This window comes from Actinoplanes sp. G11-F43, assembly GCF_050589265.1.
Classification (GTDB): domain Bacteria; phylum Actinomycetota; class Actinomycetes; order Mycobacteriales; family Micromonosporaceae; genus Actinoplanes.
Window position 1 is genome coordinate 249958 of the sequence record NZ_JBNZCE010000004.1, and the last position, 17082, is coordinate 267039.

The following is a 17082-nucleotide window of genomic DNA, read 5'->3' on the forward strand; positions in this document are numbered from 1 at the left end:
TAATGGCTATCTGGCTCACCAAGGACTCCAAGGTCATCGTCCAGGGCATCACCGGTGGCGAAGGTTCCAAGCACACCAAGCGGATGCTCGCCGCGGGCACCACCGTGGTCGGCGGCGTCAACCCGCGCAAGGCCGGCACCAAGGTCGACTTCGACGGCACCGAGCTGCCCGTCTTCGCGACCGTGGCCGAGGCGATCAAGGAGACCGGCGCCGACGTGTCGGTCATCTTCGTGCCGCCGGCGTTCACCAAGGCCGCCGTGGTCGAGGCGATCGACGCCGAGATCCCGCTCGCCATCGTGATCACCGAGGGCGTGCCGGTGCAGGACTCGGCGTCCTTCTGGTCGTACAACGTGGCCAAGGGTGAGAAGACCCGCATCATCGGCCCGAACTGCCCCGGCATCGCCTCGCCGGGCGCCTCCAACGCCGGCATCATCCCGGCCGACATCACCCCGGCCGGCCGGATCGGCCTGGTCAGCAAGAGCGGCACGCTGACCTACCAGCTGATGTACGAGCTGCGGGAGTTCGGCTTCTCCACCGCCGTCGGCATCGGTGGCGACCCGATCATCGGCACCACCCACATCGACGCGCTCAAGGCCTTCCAGGAAGACCCGGAGACCGACGCGATCGTGATGATCGGTGAGATCGGCGGCGACGCCGAAGAACGGGCCGCCGAGTTCATCAAGGCCAACGTCACCAAGCCGGTCGTCGGCTACATCGCCGGCTTCACCGCCCCGCCCGGAAAGACGATGGGCCACGCCGGCGCCATCATCTCCGGCTCGGCCGGCACCGCCGACGCCAAGAAGACCGCCCTGGAGGCGGCCGGCGTCAAGGTCGGCAAGACGCCGTCCGAGACCGCCCAGCTCATGCGGGACATCTTGAGCTGAGCACCGCCATGGTTTCGGCGCGCCGGCGATCAGGGAACTGTCCTTGATCGGCGGCGCGCCGTGCTTTCTGCGTCGCCGTAGTGGCCACGGCATGGAAAAGTAGGCGCGATGTCCAGCACAACCGACCGGCCCGGCGGCTCGGAGGACCCGTTCGCGGTCGCCGAGGCGCTCCAGTCCGTGGTGCGGGACACCGCGGCGATCGACCGGACCACCCAGGAGCTTCCCCCCGACGAAGGGGAGACCCGGGACACCGTCGTCGTCGACGACGCGATGCTCGGCCGCCGCGACACCGTCCGGGTGCCCACCCAGCGCCGCCCACCGGCCGGCCGCCGCGCCCCACTGGTGGTCGCGGCACTCTTCGCCACCCTCTGGGCGGCCCTGCTCTCCTACCTGCCGGTGGCCGCGGTCATCGGACTGGCCCGCACCCTCGAAGGCTCCGGCGGCCTGCTCGGCGCGGCACACGCCGGACTCGCCGGCTGGCTACTCGGCCACGGAGTCCCGATCGGCACCTCGATCGGGCCGCTGGCACTCGCGCCACTCCTGCTCACCGTGCTGATGATCTGGCGGCTCAACCGGGCCGGCCTGCACGTCACCCGGGCGATAGGAGCACGCCACACCGGATCGCCCGGCCGGGCACTGCTGGTCGCCACGGTGGTCGGGGTGGCGTACGCAATCCTCGGCGCCCTGGCCGCCCTCCTCGTCGACGGCCGCGGCACCGAGATCTCCACCGCCCGCGCCGCGTCGCACTTCCTGGCCATCGGCCTGCTCGGCGCGCTGCTCGGAGCACTGCGCGGCACCGGCGCGGTCAGCACCGTGGCCCGCCGCCTCCCGCCCGCCCTCCGGCACGGCGTCCGGACCGGCCTGATCGCGTCCTTCCTGATCCTCGGCGCCGGCGCGGTCATCGGCGGCCTCGCGGTCGCCCTCGGCGGCGCCCAGGCCGCGAAGATCATCTCCGGCTATCAGACCGGCGTCGCCGGCCAGGCCGGCATCACCCTGGTCAGCATCGGGTACGCGGTCAACGCCGCCATCTGGGCCTCCTCCTACCTGCTCGGGCCGGGATTCGCCCTCGGCACCGGCACCGCGATCAGCCTGACCGAGGTCTCCTACGGCGTACCACCGATGGTCCCCCTCGTCGCCGGCCTGCCCGACGGCCCGATGGGCGCCGCCGGCACCCTGCTGCTCGCCCTCCCGGTGATCGCCGGCGCCGTCGCCGGCTGGAGCCTCACCCAACGGCTGCGCTTCGGCCGGGACAGCGCCTGGCGCGCCGGGCCCCGCACCGGCACCGCCCCCGCCGAACCCGGATGGTCCCTGGTCGTGCTCTCCGGCGTGCTCGCCGGACCCGTCGGCGGCATCATCCTGGCCATGCTCGCCTGGATCTCCGGCGGATCGCTCGGCTCCGGGCGGCTCTCCCGGATCGGCCCCGACCCGATACAGGTCGGTGTGGTCGCCGCGATAGTGGTGGCCGTGTCGGTGAGCATCGGCGCGGCCGCCACCCGTGCCTTCTCCCGCCGGGGCTGACCCGTTCCACGGCGGCCGCCCTCGCGCCCTCTCCCGTCCGGGCCATTTTCCGCCCGGGGCCTTCGCCCGGGGCCTCGCCCATTCCGCGGCGGCCGCCCCCGCGCCCTCTCCCGTCCGGGCCTCTTTCCGATCGGGGCCTTCGCCCGGCGGGGCTGGCCCGTTTCGCACGCGATAGGGTGTGCAAACGTGACAGACCCCGCGCCCGCCCGCCTGGTCATCCTGATCTCCGGATCGGGCAGCAATCTGCAAGCACTCCTCGACGCGACCGCCGATCCGGCGTACGGCGCGGTCGTGGTCGCCGTCGGCGCCGACCGGGACGGCATCGCCGGCCTGGACATCGCCACCGCCGCGGGCATCCCGACATTCGTCGACTCGGTGAAGGCCCACCCGACCCGCGACGACTGGGACGCCGCCCTCACCGAACACGTCGCGGCCCACCGCCCCGACCTGGTGATCTCGGCCGGCTTCCTCAAACTGGTCGGCAAACAGTTCCTGGACGCGTTCGGCGACCGCTACATCAACACCCACAACGCGCTGCTCCCCGCCTTCCCCGGCATCCACGGGCCGCGGGACGCGCTCGCCTACGGGGTGAAAGTGGCCGGAGCGACACTCTTCTTCGTGGACGCCGGCGTCGACACCGGGCCGATCATCGCGCAGACCGTGGTCCCCGTGCTCGACGACGACACGGAGGACACACTCACCGAGCGCATCAAGGTGGCCGAACGGGCCCAGCTGGTCGACCACGTCGGCCGCCTGGTCCGGGACGGCTGGACCATCGAGGACAGGAAGGTACGGATCCCGTGAGCACCTCTACCGAGGGGCGTCGTCCGATCAAGCGGGCGCTGCTGAGCGTCTGGTACAAGGACGGCATCGTCGAACTGGCCCAGGCCCTGCACGCCGCCGGGGTGCAGATCGTCTCCACCGGCTCGACCGCGTCGACCGTTGAGAAGGCCGGCGTGCCGGTCACCCGCGTGGAGGAGCTGACCGGCTTCCCCGAGATCCTCAGCGACCGGGTCAAGACCCTGCACCCCAAGGTGCACGCCGGCCTGCTCGCCGACCTGCGGCTGGACAGCCACGTGCAGGAACTGGCCTCGCTGGACATCGAACCGTTCGACCTGCTGGTCAGCAACCTCTACCCGTTCACCGAGACGGTCGCGTCCGGCGCCGGCGTCGAGGACTGCATCGCCAAGATCGACATCGGTGGCCCGGCCATGGTCCGCTCAGCCGCCAAGAACCACGCGTCGGTCGCCGTCGTCACCTCCGCCGCGGCATACCCGCTGGTTGCCGAAGCCGTCGCAGCCGGCGGCTTCACCCTCGCCGAACGCCAGGTGCTCGCCGCCCGCGCCTTCGCCGACATCGCCGAATACGACGTGGCCGTCGCCCGCTGGACCGCCACCGCGCTCACCGAATCCGTCGAATGGCCGGCCTTCGACGGGCTCGCCCTCAAACTCGAGAACACCCTGCGGTACGGCGAGAACCCGCACCAGAAAGCCGCCCTCTACCTCGACCCGTCCGCGCCAGCCGGCCTCGCCCAAGCCGAACTGCTGCACGGCATCGAGATGTCGTTCAACAACTACGTCGACGCCGACGCCGCCTGGCGCAGCGCCAACGACTTCACCGAACCGTGCGTGGCGATCATCAAGCACGCCAACCCGTGCGGCATCGCGATCGGCGCCGACGTGGCCGAAGCACACCGCAAAGCACACGCCTGCGACCCGCTGTCCGCGTACGGGGGCGTCATCGCGGTCAACCAGGAAGTCACCGTCGAACTCGCCAAACAGCTCGACGGCATCCTGACCGAGGCGATCGTGGCACCCTCGTACCAGCCGGAAGCCCTTGAAGTCTTCCGGGCCAAGAAAAAACTGCGTGTCCTCGCGGCGCCCGCCTGGAACCCGCCGCCCACCGAGATCAAGCAGGTCAGCGGTGGTGTGCTGGTGCAATCCGCGGACCGGGTCGACGCCACCGGCGACGACCCGGCCAACTGGACCCTGGCCACCGGCGAGGCGCTCACCGGCGATGACCTGGCCGACCTGGTGTTCGCGTGGCGTGCCGTCCGCGGAGTGAAGAGCAACGCGATCCTGCTGGCCAAGGACGGTGCCACCGTCGGCGTCGGGATGGGCCAGGTCAACCGGGTCGACTCGGCGCACCTCGCGGTGAACCGGGCCGGCGAGGACCGGGCGAAGGGCAGCGTGGCGGCGTCCGACGCGTTCTTCCCGTTCCCGGACGGCCTGCAGGTGCTGATCGACGCGGGGGTGAAGGCGGTGGCCCAGCCCGGCGGCTCGATCCGGGACGCCGAGGTCATCGAGGCGGCAGCCAAGGCCGGCCTCACCGTCTACCTAACCGCCACCCGCCACTTCTACCACTAACCCACCCCACACCCGTCGGCTAGCCGAACCTCACGCAGGTAATTCGGCTAGCCGTACCTCAGGCAGGTTCTAAGGGGTCCATTACCTGCCTGAGGTACGGCTCGGCTTCACCGGCTGTACGTCAGGCAGGTAATGCACCCGCCAGAACCTGCCTGACGTACGGCTAGCCGAAAAACACGGGGTGAGGGGCGTGTGGGTGGGGTGGGGCTCAGGACGGTCGGGCTGACCTTGTGCGGCGTGCCTCGGTGATCGCTGTAGTGATCAACTGCGCGGTTTCGTCCGGCCAGCGCATCACGTCGTCCGCGGTGAACCGGAGTACGGTCCACCCCGCCATCCGCAGTGCGTTCAGCCGTCCGACGTCGCGCCGGTACTGCCCGCGTTCACGATGATGGTCCCCGTCGTATTCGACGGCGAGCCGGATATCCGGCCACGCGAAGTCCACGCGTCCGACGAATTCGCCGGCCGTGGTGTGCACCGGGTGCTGGACGGCGACGGGTGACAGCCCCGCATCGATGATCACCAGCCGTAAGCGGCTTTCCATCGTCGACTCGGACAGTGGTTCGGCGAGGTCGACCAGTTCTGCGAGCCGGGCGGCGCCGGGCCAGGTACGCCGGTCGGCCAGCATGCCACGTAGGTCGTTCTCGTTGAGCAGGCCGCGGTGCAGCATCGCGTCGAGGACGGCGAGGGTGTCGGCGCGCCCGTGGCGTCGTCCGAGGTCGAAGACGGTTCGTGCGGGTGTGGTGAGGCGGGTGCCGTCGTGGACTGTCACGTCTGTTTCGGCGAGGGTGGTGTAGTGCACGGAGAGCCGTCGTAGTGGGCGTATCCGTGAGTTGCGGGGTGTGACCACCGTGACCGGCGCGTGTGGTGGCAGGGTGCCGACTCCCCACAGGGTGGCGGCGCTGGGGCCTCCGACCGCGGTGTCGTCGGGTAGGGCGAGCATGGCGGCGGCGCACCAGGCCGGGTGGTCGAGTCTGGTATCGCGGTGTGTGTACACGTCGGGGAAGAGCCGGCGCCAGTTTGGTCCGGCGAGCATGGCGCGGCTGATGAGGCCGTCGCTGATTGCTTGTGTTCCTCGGAAGGGCTGTCGGCGGAGTGGTTGTGGCGTCAGGGGAGGGCGGGACACGCGGTAAGGATGCTGCGGTCTTGACTCGGTTGATGGTTGGGCCTGTGGATGGACCGGCGATGTGGACAACCGATGCTGGATAGTGGCTTAGGTCCCGTTCAGCGGACCGGCTGGTAACCGGACGTTAACCGGCTGATACGGTCGCGAAAAAGTCGCCAGGACACTGGGAGAGCAGAGCTATGGGCAAGAAGGTAACCGTCGTAGGCGCCGGTTTCTACGGGTCCACGACCGCGCAGCGTCTCGCCGAGTACGACATCTTCGAGACGGTGGTCCTCACCGACATCATCGACGGCAAGCCGGCCGGCATCGCGCTCGATCTCAACCAGTCCCGCGCGATCGAGGGCTTCGAGAGCAAGGTCGTCGGTGTCTCGACGGATCCGGCGACGGGTGCGGGCTACGAGGCCATCGAGGGTTCGGACGTGGTCGTGGTGACCGCGGGTCTGCCGCGTAAGCCGGGTATGAGCCGGATGGACCTGCTCGAGGTCAACGCCAAGATCGTTCGGCAGGTCGCCGAGAACATCAAGAAGTACGCGCCGAACGCCGTCGTGATCGTGGTGTCGAACCCGGTCGATGAGATGACCGCGCTGGCGCAGCTGGCCACCCAGTTCCCGAAGAACCAGGTGTTCGGCCAGGCCGGTGTGCTGGACACCGCCCGGTTCACCAACTTCATCGCCGAGGAGCTGAACGTTCCGGTGGCCAGTGTGAAGGCGCTGACCCTGGGTTCGCACGGCGACACCATGGTGCCGGTTCCGTCGCGTTGTACGGTCGACGGCAAGCCGCTGTCCGACCTGCTGCCGGCCGACAAGATCGAGGAGCTGGTGGTCCGGACCCGTAACGGTGGCGCCGAGGTGGTGGCGCTGCTGAAGACCGGTTCGGCGTACTACGCGCCGTCGGCTGCCGCGGCCCGGATGGCGAAGGCCGTGGCCGAGGACTCCGGTGTGGTTCTGCCGGTGTGTGCCTGGGTGGACGGCGAGTACGGCATCTCCGGCGTCTACCTGGGTGTCGAGGCTGAGCTGGGCGCGCAGGGCATCAAGAAGGTCGTCGAGGACAAGCTGACCGAGACCGAGCTGGCCGGCTTGAAGGAGGCCGCCGAGGCGGTCCGGGCCAAGCAGGCGGACGTCGCGAACCTCTGAGTGTGCGGAGAAAGGGCCAGGGCGATGCTCTGGCCCTTTTCCATGGGGCCAGAACGACGGCGGCTTTCATGGGGCCAGAACGACGGCGGCGATCAGGGTCGCCGTCAGGACGGCCACCACCGGCGCGATCATCATCAGGCGCAGGGTCCGGTCGTCGAACCGGACGCGCAGGTTCTCGTTGAAGAGCACGAACGGGACGAGCACGGTCGGGATGAGGCCGCCGAGGACGGCGTTGCGTGCCCCGGCCACGAAGGCGCCGCCGCCGGGCCCGGTGATGGCGTCGGCGAGGGTCTCGTTGTAGCCGGCTGGGAAGGTGTGCGCGACGATCGGCACCAGCAGGATCAGCAGGGCGAGGCAGACGGCGGTGAGGTTGGTTCCGGCCTTCCGCTCGATGAACAGCGCGACCGCCCAGAGCAGGGCGAACGGGATGAAGTAGAAGATCCAGCCGGCGATCGCCATGCCGGTGAGCTGTCCGCCGGTGAGCAGGCGGGACAGGGCGACGGCCTGTTCGACGATGAGTCCGGCGGCGAAGAACGCCGCGATGACGAGGATGATGAACGGGATCATGACCCACTTGCGGGGGCGTCTCCACATGACATCGAAAAGCACCGTCAGAGGCTAAACCGCCGTGCCGATTCCGTCAGTCCTGGGATGGTAGAGCGGGGCCGCCCGGCGATCTCCGGCGGGCGGGCAGTACGCTCGTACTGCTAAGCATGTGTTTCGGGAGAGGAGCGCCGGCCGATGGCGAAAATCAAGGTCAAGAACCCGGTCGTGGAGATCGACGGCGACGAGATGACCCGGATCATCTGGAAGCAGATCCGTGAGCAGCTGATCCTGCCGTATCTCGACGTCGAGCTCGAGTACTACGACCTGTCGATCCAGTACCGGGACGAGACCGACGACCAGGTCACGATCGACGCGGCGAACGCCATCAAGCGGCACGGCGTCGGCGTCAAGTGCGCCACGATCACGCCGGATGAGGCGCGGGTCGAGGAGTTCGGCCTGAAGAAGATGTGGCGGTCGCCGAACGGCACGATCCGCAACATCCTCGGCGGTGTCGTGTTCCGTGAGCCGATCATCATGAGCAACGTGCCCCGTCTGGTCCCGAGCTGGACCAAGCCGATCATCATCGGCCGGCACGCGCACGGCGACCAGTACAAGGCGACCGACTTCGTCGCGCCCAGCGCCGGCAAGATGACCGTCACCTTCACCCCGGCCGACGGTTCGGAGCCGATGGAGTTCCTGGTCTCGGACTTCCCGGCCGGTGGCGTGGGCATGGCGATGTACAACTACGACGAGTCGATCCGCGACTTCGCGCGCGCCTCGTTCCGGTACGGCCTGGCCCGCAACTACCCGGTCTACCTCTCCACCAAGAACACCATCCTGAAGGCGTACGACGGGCGCTTCAAGGATCTGTTCGCGGAGGTCTTCGAGACCGAGTTCGCCGAGCAGTTCAAGGAAGCCGGCCTGATCTACGAGCACCGCCTGATCGACGACATGGTCGCCGCCGCGATGAAGTGGGAGGGCGGCTACGTCTGGGCGTGCAAGAACTACGACGGTGACGTGCAGTCCGACACCGTGGCGCAGGGTTTCGGGTCGCTCGGCCTGATGACCTCGGTCCTGATGACCCCGGACGGCCAGAGTGTCGAGGCGGAGGCCGCGCACGGCACCGTCACCCGGCACTACCGGCAGTGGCAGAAGGGCGAGAAGACCAGCACCAACCCGATCGCCTCGATCTTCGCCTGGACCGGTGGCCTCAAGCACCGCGGCAAGCTGGACGGGACCCCCGAGGTCACCATGTTCGCCGAGACGCTGGAGCAGGTCTGCATCGAGACCGTCGAGGGCGGCCAGATGACCAAGGACCTCGCCCTGCTGATCAGCAAGGACGCTCCGTGGCTGACCACCGATGAGTTCATGAACGCGCTGGACGAGAACCTGGCGCGCAAGCTCAGCGCCTGAATGAAGAGCCTGAACAAGTATTAACTAGCAGAAGGTCCCGCCTGTGGCGGGACCTTCTGCACTCTCAGGCCACGCACCCTCCGGACGACGATTGAGTCGACGAAGGAGCGTGAGATGAACGAGATCGACGGCCTGGTCGGTAACGCGGAGAAGGCACTGGCCGCCTACGCCGATTTCACCCAGGAGCAGGTCGACTACATCGTCGGCAAAGCCTCGGTGGCGGCGCTGGACAAGCACGGTGAACTGGCCCGGCTCGCGGTCGAGGAGACCGGGCGCGGGGTGTTCGAGGACAAGGCCGTCAAGAACATCTTCGCCTGTGAGCACGTCACCAACAGCATGGCCGGGATGCGGACGGTCGGCATCATCCACCGTGATGACGTCAACGGCATCACCGAGATCGCCGACCCGGTCGGTGTGGTCTGCGCCGTGACCCCGGTGACCAACCCCACCTCGACCACCATCTTCAAGGCGCTGCTCGCGCTGAAGACCCGCAACCCGATCATCTTCGCCTTCCACCCGAACGCGCAGAAGTGCAGCTCGGAGGCGGCCCGGGTGGTCCGGGACGCGGCGATCGCGGCGGGCGCCCCGGAGAACTGTGTGCAGTGGGTCGAGCAGCCGTCGATCGAGGCCACCTCGGCTCTGATGAACCACCCCGGGGTCGCGACGATCCTGGCCACCGGCGGCAACGCGATGGTCCGGGCCGCGTATTCGACCGGCAAGCCGGCTCTCGGGGTGGGCGCCGGCAACGTCCCGGCGTATGTGCACCCGACCGCCGACGTGGTCCGGGCGGCGCACGACATCGTGCTGTCGAAGACCTTCGACAACGGCATGATCTGCGCCTCCGAGCAGGCCGTCATCCTGGACAAGTCGATCGCCGGCAAGGCGATCAAGGAGTTCAAGCGGCTGCACGCCTACCTGGTGACGGCCAAGGAGAAGAAGCTCCTGCAGGACTTCATCTTCCCGCCGGCCGGCGGCGAGGGCACCGACTGCGTGGGCGAGAAGCTGAACGCCGCGGTGGTCGGGCAGTCGCCGGTGTGGATCGCCGAGCAGGCCGGGTTCAGCGTCCCCGAGGACACCTCGATCCTGCTCGCCGAGATCAGCGAGGTGGGACCGGCCGAGCCGTTGAGCCGGGAGAAGCTGTGCCCCGTCCTGGCGGTGCTCAAGGCCCAGGACGAGGAGCAGGGGATTCGGTACGCCGAACAGATGGTCGAGTTCCACGGGCTCGGTCACAGCGCGGTCGTGCACGCCAAGGACGCCGAGTTGTCGGAGCGGTTCGGCAAGCGGATGAAGGCGGTCCGGATCATCTGGAACGCGCCCGCCTCGCAGGGTGGCATCGGTGACATCTACAACGGCTTCCGCCCGTCCCTGACCCTGGGCTGCGGCAGCTACGGGCACACCTCGGTCTCCGACAACGTGTCCGCCCTCAACCTGCTCAACATCAAGCGGATCGGCCGTAGGACGAACAACATGCAGTGGTTCAAGGTGCCGGCGAAGATGTACTTCGAGCCGCACGCCATCCGCTACTTCCGGGACATGCCCGAGGTCAGCCGGGTCACGATCGTCACCGACCACACCATGACCAAACTGGGGTACGTGGACCGGATCAGCAACGTGCTGCGTGAGCGGCCCGAGCCGGTCACGATCCAGGTGATCGACGGGGTGGAGCCGGAGCCGAGCATCGAGACCGTCCGTACCGGCGCGGCTCTGATGCGCTCCTTCCGCCCGGACACGATCATCGCGCTGGGCGGTGGCTCGCCGATGGACGCGGCGAAGGTGATGTGGCTGCTCTACGAGCACCCGGACGTCGACTTCGCGGACATGAAGGAGAAGTTCTTCGACGTCCGCAAGCGGGCCTTCAAGTTCCCCACCCTGGGCAACCTGGCCAAGCTGGTGTGTGTGCCGACCACGTCCGGCACCGGCGCCGAGGTCACCCCGTTCGCGGTGATCACCGACACCGCCACCGGCCAGAAGTATCCGCTGGCCGACTACGCGCTCACCCCGAGCGTGGCGATCATCGACCCGCACCTGACCGCGGACCTGCCGCCGGTGGTGACCGCGGACAGCGGCTTCGACGCGCTCACCCACGCCACCGAGGCGTACGTGTCGGTCTACGCCAGCGACTTCACCGACGGTCTGGCCCTGCACGCGATCAAGCTGATCTTCCAGAACCTGGAGCGTGCGGTGAAGCAGGGCGGCGACGACCCGCTGGCCCGGGAGAAGATGCACAACGCGGGCACCATCGCCGGCATGTCGTTCGGCAACGCGTTCCTCGGCATCGTGCACGCGATGGCCCACACCCTGGGCGCCAGCTTCCACGTGGCGCACGGGCGGACCAACGCGATCCTGCTCCCGCACGTGATCCGGCACAACGGCACCGTTCCGGCGAAGCTGAACAGCTGGCCGAAGTACGAGCGGTACGTCGCCCCGGAGCGGTTCCAGGAGATCGCCCGCCACCTCGGACTGCCGGCCGACACTCCGGAGCAGGGTGTGGAGTCGTACGCCAAGGCGGTGGAGAAGTTGCGGGACGCGGTCGGGATCCCGCCGTCGTTCCAGGGTGCCGGTGTCGACGAGAAGGACTTCCTGGAGGCGCTGCCGCAGCAGGCGATGAACGCCTACCTCGACCAGTGCGCGCCGGCCAACCCGCGGATGCCGATGCTGGAGGACATGAAGCGGATCATGAAGAACGCCTACTACGGGGCGTAACCCGCAGGTCGTGACACTCGTTGACAGCGTTGGGGAGGCCTTGTCCCGGGCCTCCCCAACGTTTGGCGTTCGTCGAGTGGTCTTCTCGACGAACACCTGGGACTTTGGTTCTTCCGCAAACAGGCTAGATGTCGCGCAGGCGCTGGGCGGCGGCCTCCGGGACGATGTCGTTGACGAACGCGCCCATCGCCGACTCCGAACCGGCCAGGAACTTCAGCTTGTCCGCCGCGCGCCGGATGCTGAACAGCTGCATGTGCAGGTAGCCCAGGTCGCGGCCCTCGCCGGTGACCGCCTGGTGCCAGGCCGAGATGTACGGCATCGGCTTGCCGAACAGCCCGTCGAACCGGCGCAGGACGTCCAGGTAGAGCGGCCCGAACGCGTCCCGCTCACCGTCGGTCAGCGCGGGCAGGTCCGGCACCTGACGGTGCGGGGCCAGGTGCACCTCGAACGGCCAGCGGGCGGCGGCCGGCACGTACGCCGTCCAGTGCTCGTTCGACGCGACCACCCGGACCTTCGCCTCCTGCTCGGCGGCGAGGACATCGGCGTACAGGTTGCGGCCGGTCTGGTCCTGATGCTTCTTCGCCGCCCGCAGGTAGGCCGCGGTCTTCGGGGTGACCGTCGGGTAGGCGTAGATCTGGCCGTGCGGGTGGTGCAGGGTCACGCCGATCTCGACGCCCCGGTTCTCGAACGGGAAGACCTGCGCGATCTCCGGGTGCTGCGACAGCTCGGCGGTCCGGTCGGCGAGCGCGTCGATCACGGTCCGGACCCGGGACGCCGGCAGCGAACCGAACGCCGCGTTGTGGTCGCTGGTGAAGCAGACCACCTCACACCGGCCGTGCCCCGGGCGTACCGGAACCATGTCGGTGACCTGGGTGATCTCGTCCGGCACGATCCGGTCCGAGAACGACGGGAACTGGTTCTCGAAGACCACCACGTCGTAGCTCGGCGCCGGGATCTCGCTGGCGAACCGCTCGGTCGTCGGGCACAGCGGGCAGGCGTCCGACGGCGGCAGGAAGGTGCGGGTGTTGCGGTGCGCCGCGACCGCGATCCACTCGTCGGTCAGCGGGTCGTAGCGCAACTGCGAGGCCGGCGGCGGGGGCGGGAGCTGCCGGGTGTCCGGGAACTCCGACCGGCCGCTGCCGGGGGACTCGTCGAAATAGATCAGCTCACGGCCGTCGGAGAGGCGGACGGTCGACCGGGTCGGGCTCACTGCGGGTTCACCACCACGAGTTCAGGAACGGTTTCCAAGAGGAGGTCGTGTGCTCCCTCGTCCAGGCCGTCATCGGTGATCAGCACATGGGCGCGGGACAGCGGGACGATCGAGGAGATGCCGACGGTGCCCCATTTGGTGTGATCGGCGAGCACCACCAGGCGCTCGGCCGCCTCCACCAGGGCACGGTTGACGTCGGCCTCCATCAGGTTGGGGGTGGTGTAGCCGGCGCGCTCGCTCATGCCGTGCACCCCGAGGAAGAGCATGTCCAGATGCAGGGCGCCGATCGCGGCGACGGCGACCGGACCGACAAGAGCGTCCGATGGCGTACGCGTCCCGCCGGTGAGCACCACGGTCTGATCGGCTCGCCCGGCCCGGTAGAAGACGTCGGCCACCGGGATCGAATTGGTGACCACGGTCAGCGCGGGCACGTCGACGAGGCGCTGGGCCAGCTCGGCGGTGGTGGTGCCGGCCGACAGCGCGATCGCGTCACCGGGGGAGACCAGGGCGGCCGCGCGCATCGCGATCGCCGACTTCTCACCCCGCTCGCGCACCGACTTGGCGGTGAATCCGGGCTCGTGGGCGGAACCGGGACTGACCGTGGTCGCGCCGCCATGTACCTTCGCGAGCAGCCCACGCTCGGCGAGCGCCTCCAGGTCACGGCGGATCGTCATGTCGGAGACGCTGAACTCGGTGGCCAGCTCGGTGACCCGGACGCCGCCGCTGGCGCGCACCCGGTCCAGGATGGCGGCCTGACGTTGTTGCGCCAGCATCAGGTGAGCCGCACTATTTCGAACACACTCGAACAGTACCTGGTGGTCGGGTGCGTGCGAAAGGGTGAGTTCAGATACCGCGCCCCCGCTTGTGCAGGACCGACAGCACGTTCTCCACCTTCACCGCACCCGACATCGCCGCCAACGCGATCGCGGCCCGCGGCTCCCGCCAATTCGCCCGTACCGCCTCCCGGGTGTACATCCACGCCGCACTCCGGTTACCCGACGCCGCCGACCAGCACGCCAGCTGGCCGTAGACCCGGGCCGCGCCCGGCCGGCAGCCGCTGATCTCCGGATGCCGCCGCATCATCCAGCGCAACGACGAGATCTTGGTGGCGTACTCGTACGCGTAATGCGAGGTCCGCCCCCACAACACCCGGACCAACGGCTCGTCCAAGTGCACGATCGGCGCGCGGCGGGCCGCCCTGAGCAGAAGATCCCAATCCTCGTTCTGACTGCCCGGGGCGTCCTCGGCGACCATCCCGACGGCGTCCGCGTCCAGCGCCTCCCGGCGCATCAGGAACGACGACGAGTGCAGCATCGCCATCCGGGACCGGGCCAGATCGTCGACCGTCACCCGGGATCGGCCGGCCAGCCGCGGCGTGGTCCGGCCCTCGTACTCCACCTCGATCGCGCAGGTGGCGAACTCGGCCTCCGGCTCGGCCAGCAACGCCGCCACCTGACGGCGCAACTTGTCCGGCAGCCACTGGTCGTCGTCGTCGCAGAACGCCACCAACTCGGTGTCCAGCGCCATCAGGCCGGTGTTACGGGCGCCCGCCAGCCCCTGCGTACGCCAGTTCGTCAGCACCAGCACCGGCACCTCGTCCGCCGCCGCCAGCAGATAGTCCGGCTCGGTCTGGTCGTAGACCACCACCACCCGCAACTCGCCCGGATAACGCTGGGCCCGAACCGCGTCGATCGCCCGGCGCACCAGCTCGGGACGGTTCCGGGTGGGCACCACCACCCCGACGGACGGCCAGTTCATCACGCCTCCGATGCGATGGTGATCGGGTAGCCGTACGCCCGCAGCAGCGGACCGCAGACCGCGCCCACCAGCCGCCGCTGCGACCGGGGGAACGCGCGCACCCAGGCGTCGTCCCGGCGCAACGCCAGCCGGCCCACGGTGAACCGCATCGGGTTGCCGGCCGCGCTGTGCCCCGGCCGCAGATCCGCGTGCCCGGCCCGCAGGAAGTCCAGATCGTCAGGGGTCAGCGGCAGGCCGGCGAAGTCGGCCAGGCCGGTCAGCGCCGCCCGCGGATCGGCCAGGAACTCCTCGTAGCGGATCCGGCGCACCGGCACCCCACGGCGGGCGAGCAGGCCGAACGCGGCGTTGTGCGCGTTCCACAGCATCGCCGAGCGGCCCGGGGAATAGCGGGTCATCTCGTCCACGCCGTCGGTCTCCGGACGGGACACGGTCTTGGTCCAGGAGTACGCCACCCCGCGCGCGTCCCGGACCACGTGCACCACCCGAAGGTCCACATCGTCCGCCCAGCGCAGTACGTGGGCCAGCGCCGAATGCTTCGACGAGTCGATCACCACCCGGGCGCCGGACACCTCGGCGGCGGCGGTGTACACCTGGGCGAAGTAGGAGGCGTACTCGCGCACCTCGTGGGTGGCGCCGGTGGCCGAGGCCAGCCGGGGGATGTGCCGGGTCCGCTCGACCGCGTCCCGCAGCCGGTGCACCCGGTCCACGTCGACGTTCGACCAGCCGTTGAAGGCCCGGTCGCCGACCTGGCGCCAGAAACGGCAGCCGGAGAATCGGGCCCCACACCCGCAGCGCTCGTCGTCCCGGATGTCGCGTTGCCACAGGTGAACGACCTCGCCGAGGGCGCACATCCCGGGCAGCTCGCCGAGCAGGCGTTCCACCAGGGTAGTTCCGCTTCGTCCGAATCCACCCAGAAATAGAACTTGTGCCACTTTGGCTCGCCTTCGCTCGTTTCGCTCTGGTAACGAGTGAAGCAGGCAAAAGGAGGCGTTAGGTGACTATCGAGGCTTTCGACCGAGTACACCTCGACGGGATGGGGATCGACCGCATCACCGAGGACGAGGTCGTAGCCGTCGTCCGGGACGCGCTGACCTGCGGCCGGGGCGGCCGGATCATCACCCCCAACGTCGACATCATGCGCCGGGCCGCCGCCGACCCGTACGCCCGCCGCCACCTCGACGACGCCGACCTGATCGTCGCCGACGGCATGCCGCTGATCTGGGCCAGCCGTCTCGGCGGCAACCCTCTGCCCGAGCGGGTGGCCGGCAGCAGCCTGATCTGGTCCCTGTCCGCGGGCCTGGCCCGAGACGCCCGAAGCGTCTTCCTCCTCGGTGGCACCCCCGCCCCCGGCGGCACCCCCGCCCCCGGCGGCACCATCGCTGGCCGCCGCACCGCCGTCGACCCGGTATCCCGCCGGCCCGCCGCCGTCGACCTGGCGACCGGCCGGTCCGTTGCCGCCGATTCGGTGGCCGGCCGGTCCGCTGCCGGGCGTTCCCCGGCCGTCGGCCGTCGCATGATCACCGACGGCGGCCTCGCGTCCCCGGCGGCCGCTGCCCGCCCGGCCGCCAAAGCACGCAGCGCGGGGGCGAGAAGCCGGGCCGCGACCGCGCGCGCCCACGAGACGATCACCAGAGCCCGGGCCGCCGCGGCCCGGAACCGTGCCCTCGACGCGGCGATCGATCAACCCGGCGCTGAAGGGGCGGCCCTTACCTCGACAAAGGACTCATCGACGGCCGGGAGGGAGCGGCCCACCCCCGTCGCCCCGGACCGCGCGGCGGCCTCCTGCGGTGCGGCGCGAGCGGCGGCCCGGCTCCTCGGGGCCAGTCCCGGCCTGCGGATCGCCGGAACCCTGAGCCCCGCCTACGGTTTCGAGGAGGACGAGGCCACCTACCGCGAGGTCTGTGATCAGGTCATCGCCGCCGACCCGGATCTGGTCTTCGTCGGCCTGGGTTTCCCCAAACAGGAGATCGTCATCGAACGTCTCCGGCCCCACCTCCCCAAGACCTGGTTCGTGGGTTGCGGCGCCGCGGTCAACTTCGTCGCCGGCGATGTCCAGCGGGCGCCGCTCTGGATGCAGCGCACCGGCCTGGAATGGGCCCACCGCCTGGGCGTCGAACCCCGCCGCCTGGCCGGCCGATACCTCCGCCACGACGCCCCCTACGCCCTCCGCCTCCTGGCCGCCGCCCCCCGCCGCCGCAACTCCCGCCACTTCTGACTCAGCCCGATCCAGCCGCCACACAAGTCCCGCCGACGACGCGACGACGTGCCCCAAACCGTTTCGCGGCACGCGATGTGTGCGGGCCCGCAGCGTGCCGCATTACGGCGTGATCCGCACCGTTTCGCGGCACGTGATGTGTGCGGGCCCGCGGCGTGCCGCGTTGTGGTGTGATCCGCGCCGTTTTGTGGCACGTGGTGTGTGCGGGCCCGC

General features: G+C 69.5%; 14 protein-coding genes. 8 read left to right on the forward strand and 6 right to left on the reverse strand.

Annotation, left to right across the window (positions count from 1 at the left end):
• The first annotated feature begins 2 nt into the window (after positions 1 to 2).
• The 4 genes from sucD to purH all read left to right on the forward strand — a co-directional run bounded on the left by sucD (position 3) and on the right by purH (position 4768).
• Positions 3 to 884 (forward strand): succinate--CoA ligase subunit alpha, encoded by an 882-nt coding sequence (sucD, locus tag ACQ0O7_RS04995; protein WP_430780542.1) that lies wholly within the window; start codon positions 3 to 5, stop codon positions 882 to 884.
• Between the two features lie 108 nt (positions 885 to 992).
• On the forward strand, positions 993 to 2402 hold the full coding sequence (locus ACQ0O7_RS05000; protein WP_430780543.1) for a cell division protein PerM: 1410 nt from the start codon (positions 993 to 995) through the stop codon (positions 2400 to 2402).
• A 186-nt stretch (positions 2403 to 2588) separates the two neighbouring features.
• Positions 2589 to 3206, forward strand: a complete 618-nt coding sequence (gene purN / locus ACQ0O7_RS05005; protein ID WP_430780544.1) for a phosphoribosylglycinamide formyltransferase — start codon at positions 2589 to 2591, stop codon at positions 3204 to 3206.
• Positions 3203 to 4768, forward strand: a complete 1566-nt coding sequence (purH, locus tag ACQ0O7_RS05010; RefSeq protein WP_430780545.1) for a bifunctional phosphoribosylaminoimidazolecarboxamide formyltransferase/IMP cyclohydrolase — start codon at positions 3203 to 3205, stop codon at positions 4766 to 4768. The genes purN and purH overlap by 4 nt, the downstream gene beginning before the upstream one ends.
• A gap of 208 nt (positions 4769 to 4976) precedes the next feature.
• On the opposite strand, the gene ACQ0O7_RS05015 is transcribed toward purH, so the two are convergent.
• Complete coding sequence (locus ACQ0O7_RS05015; protein ID WP_430780546.1) at positions 4977 to 5801, reverse strand: DUF559 domain-containing protein; 825 nt, start codon at positions 5799 to 5801, stop codon at positions 4977 to 4979.
• 269 nt (positions 5802 to 6070) lie between these two features.
• On the opposite strand from ACQ0O7_RS05015, the gene mdh reads away from it, so the two are divergent.
• Entirely contained in the window at positions 6071 to 7024 is a 954-nt protein-coding gene (mdh, locus tag ACQ0O7_RS05020) for a malate dehydrogenase (RefSeq protein WP_430780547.1), read from the forward strand.
• Positions 7025 to 7090: 66 nt separating this feature from the next.
• Here mdh and ACQ0O7_RS05025 read toward each other — a convergent pair whose 3' ends face one another.
• Positions 7091 to 7633, reverse strand: coding sequence for a hypothetical protein (locus tag ACQ0O7_RS05025; RefSeq protein ID WP_430780548.1), 543 nt, complete (start codon positions 7631 to 7633; stop codon positions 7091 to 7093).
• Between the two features lie 132 nt (positions 7634 to 7765).
• Between ACQ0O7_RS05025 and ACQ0O7_RS05030 the strand changes: the two genes are divergently transcribed.
• Entirely contained in the window at positions 7766 to 8983 is a 1218-nt protein-coding gene (locus ACQ0O7_RS05030) for an NADP-dependent isocitrate dehydrogenase (RefSeq protein WP_430780549.1), read from the forward strand.
• Between the two features lie 90 nt (positions 8984 to 9073).
• A complete protein-coding gene (gene adhE / locus ACQ0O7_RS05035; RefSeq protein WP_430780564.1) occupies positions 9074 to 11686 on the forward strand; it encodes a bifunctional acetaldehyde-CoA/alcohol dehydrogenase in 2613 nt (870 codons plus the stop codon).
• 124 nt (positions 11687 to 11810) lie between these two features.
• Here the strand turns inward: adhE and galT are convergent, their stop codons facing one another.
• From galT to ACQ0O7_RS05055, 4 genes are all read right to left on the reverse strand, one after another.
• Positions 11811 to 12896, reverse strand: a complete 1086-nt coding sequence (galT, locus tag ACQ0O7_RS05040; RefSeq protein ID WP_430780550.1) for a galactose-1-phosphate uridylyltransferase — start codon at positions 12894 to 12896, stop codon at positions 11811 to 11813.
• Positions 12893 to 13669: a DeoR/GlpR family DNA-binding transcription regulator gene (locus tag ACQ0O7_RS05045; RefSeq protein WP_430780551.1), complete on the reverse strand. Its 777-nt coding sequence runs from the start codon at positions 13667 to 13669 to the stop codon at positions 12893 to 12895. The genes galT and ACQ0O7_RS05045 overlap by 4 nt, the downstream gene beginning before the upstream one ends.
• A gap of 70 nt (positions 13670 to 13739) precedes the next feature.
• Positions 13740 to 14654, reverse strand: coding sequence for a glycosyltransferase family 2 protein (locus ACQ0O7_RS05050; protein WP_430780552.1), 915 nt, complete (start codon positions 14652 to 14654; stop codon positions 13740 to 13742).
• A complete protein-coding gene (locus ACQ0O7_RS05055; RefSeq protein WP_430780553.1) occupies positions 14654 to 15586 on the reverse strand; it encodes a sulfotransferase family protein in 933 nt (310 codons plus the stop codon). The genes ACQ0O7_RS05050 and ACQ0O7_RS05055 overlap by 1 nt, the downstream gene beginning before the upstream one ends.
• Positions 15587 to 15648: 62 nt before the next feature.
• On the opposite strand from ACQ0O7_RS05055, the gene ACQ0O7_RS05060 reads away from it, so the two are divergent.
• Positions 15649 to 16869: a WecB/TagA/CpsF family glycosyltransferase gene (locus ACQ0O7_RS05060; RefSeq protein ID WP_430780554.1), complete on the forward strand. Its 1221-nt coding sequence runs from the start codon at positions 15649 to 15651 to the stop codon at positions 16867 to 16869.
• Positions 16870 to 17082: the final 213 nt, after the last annotated feature.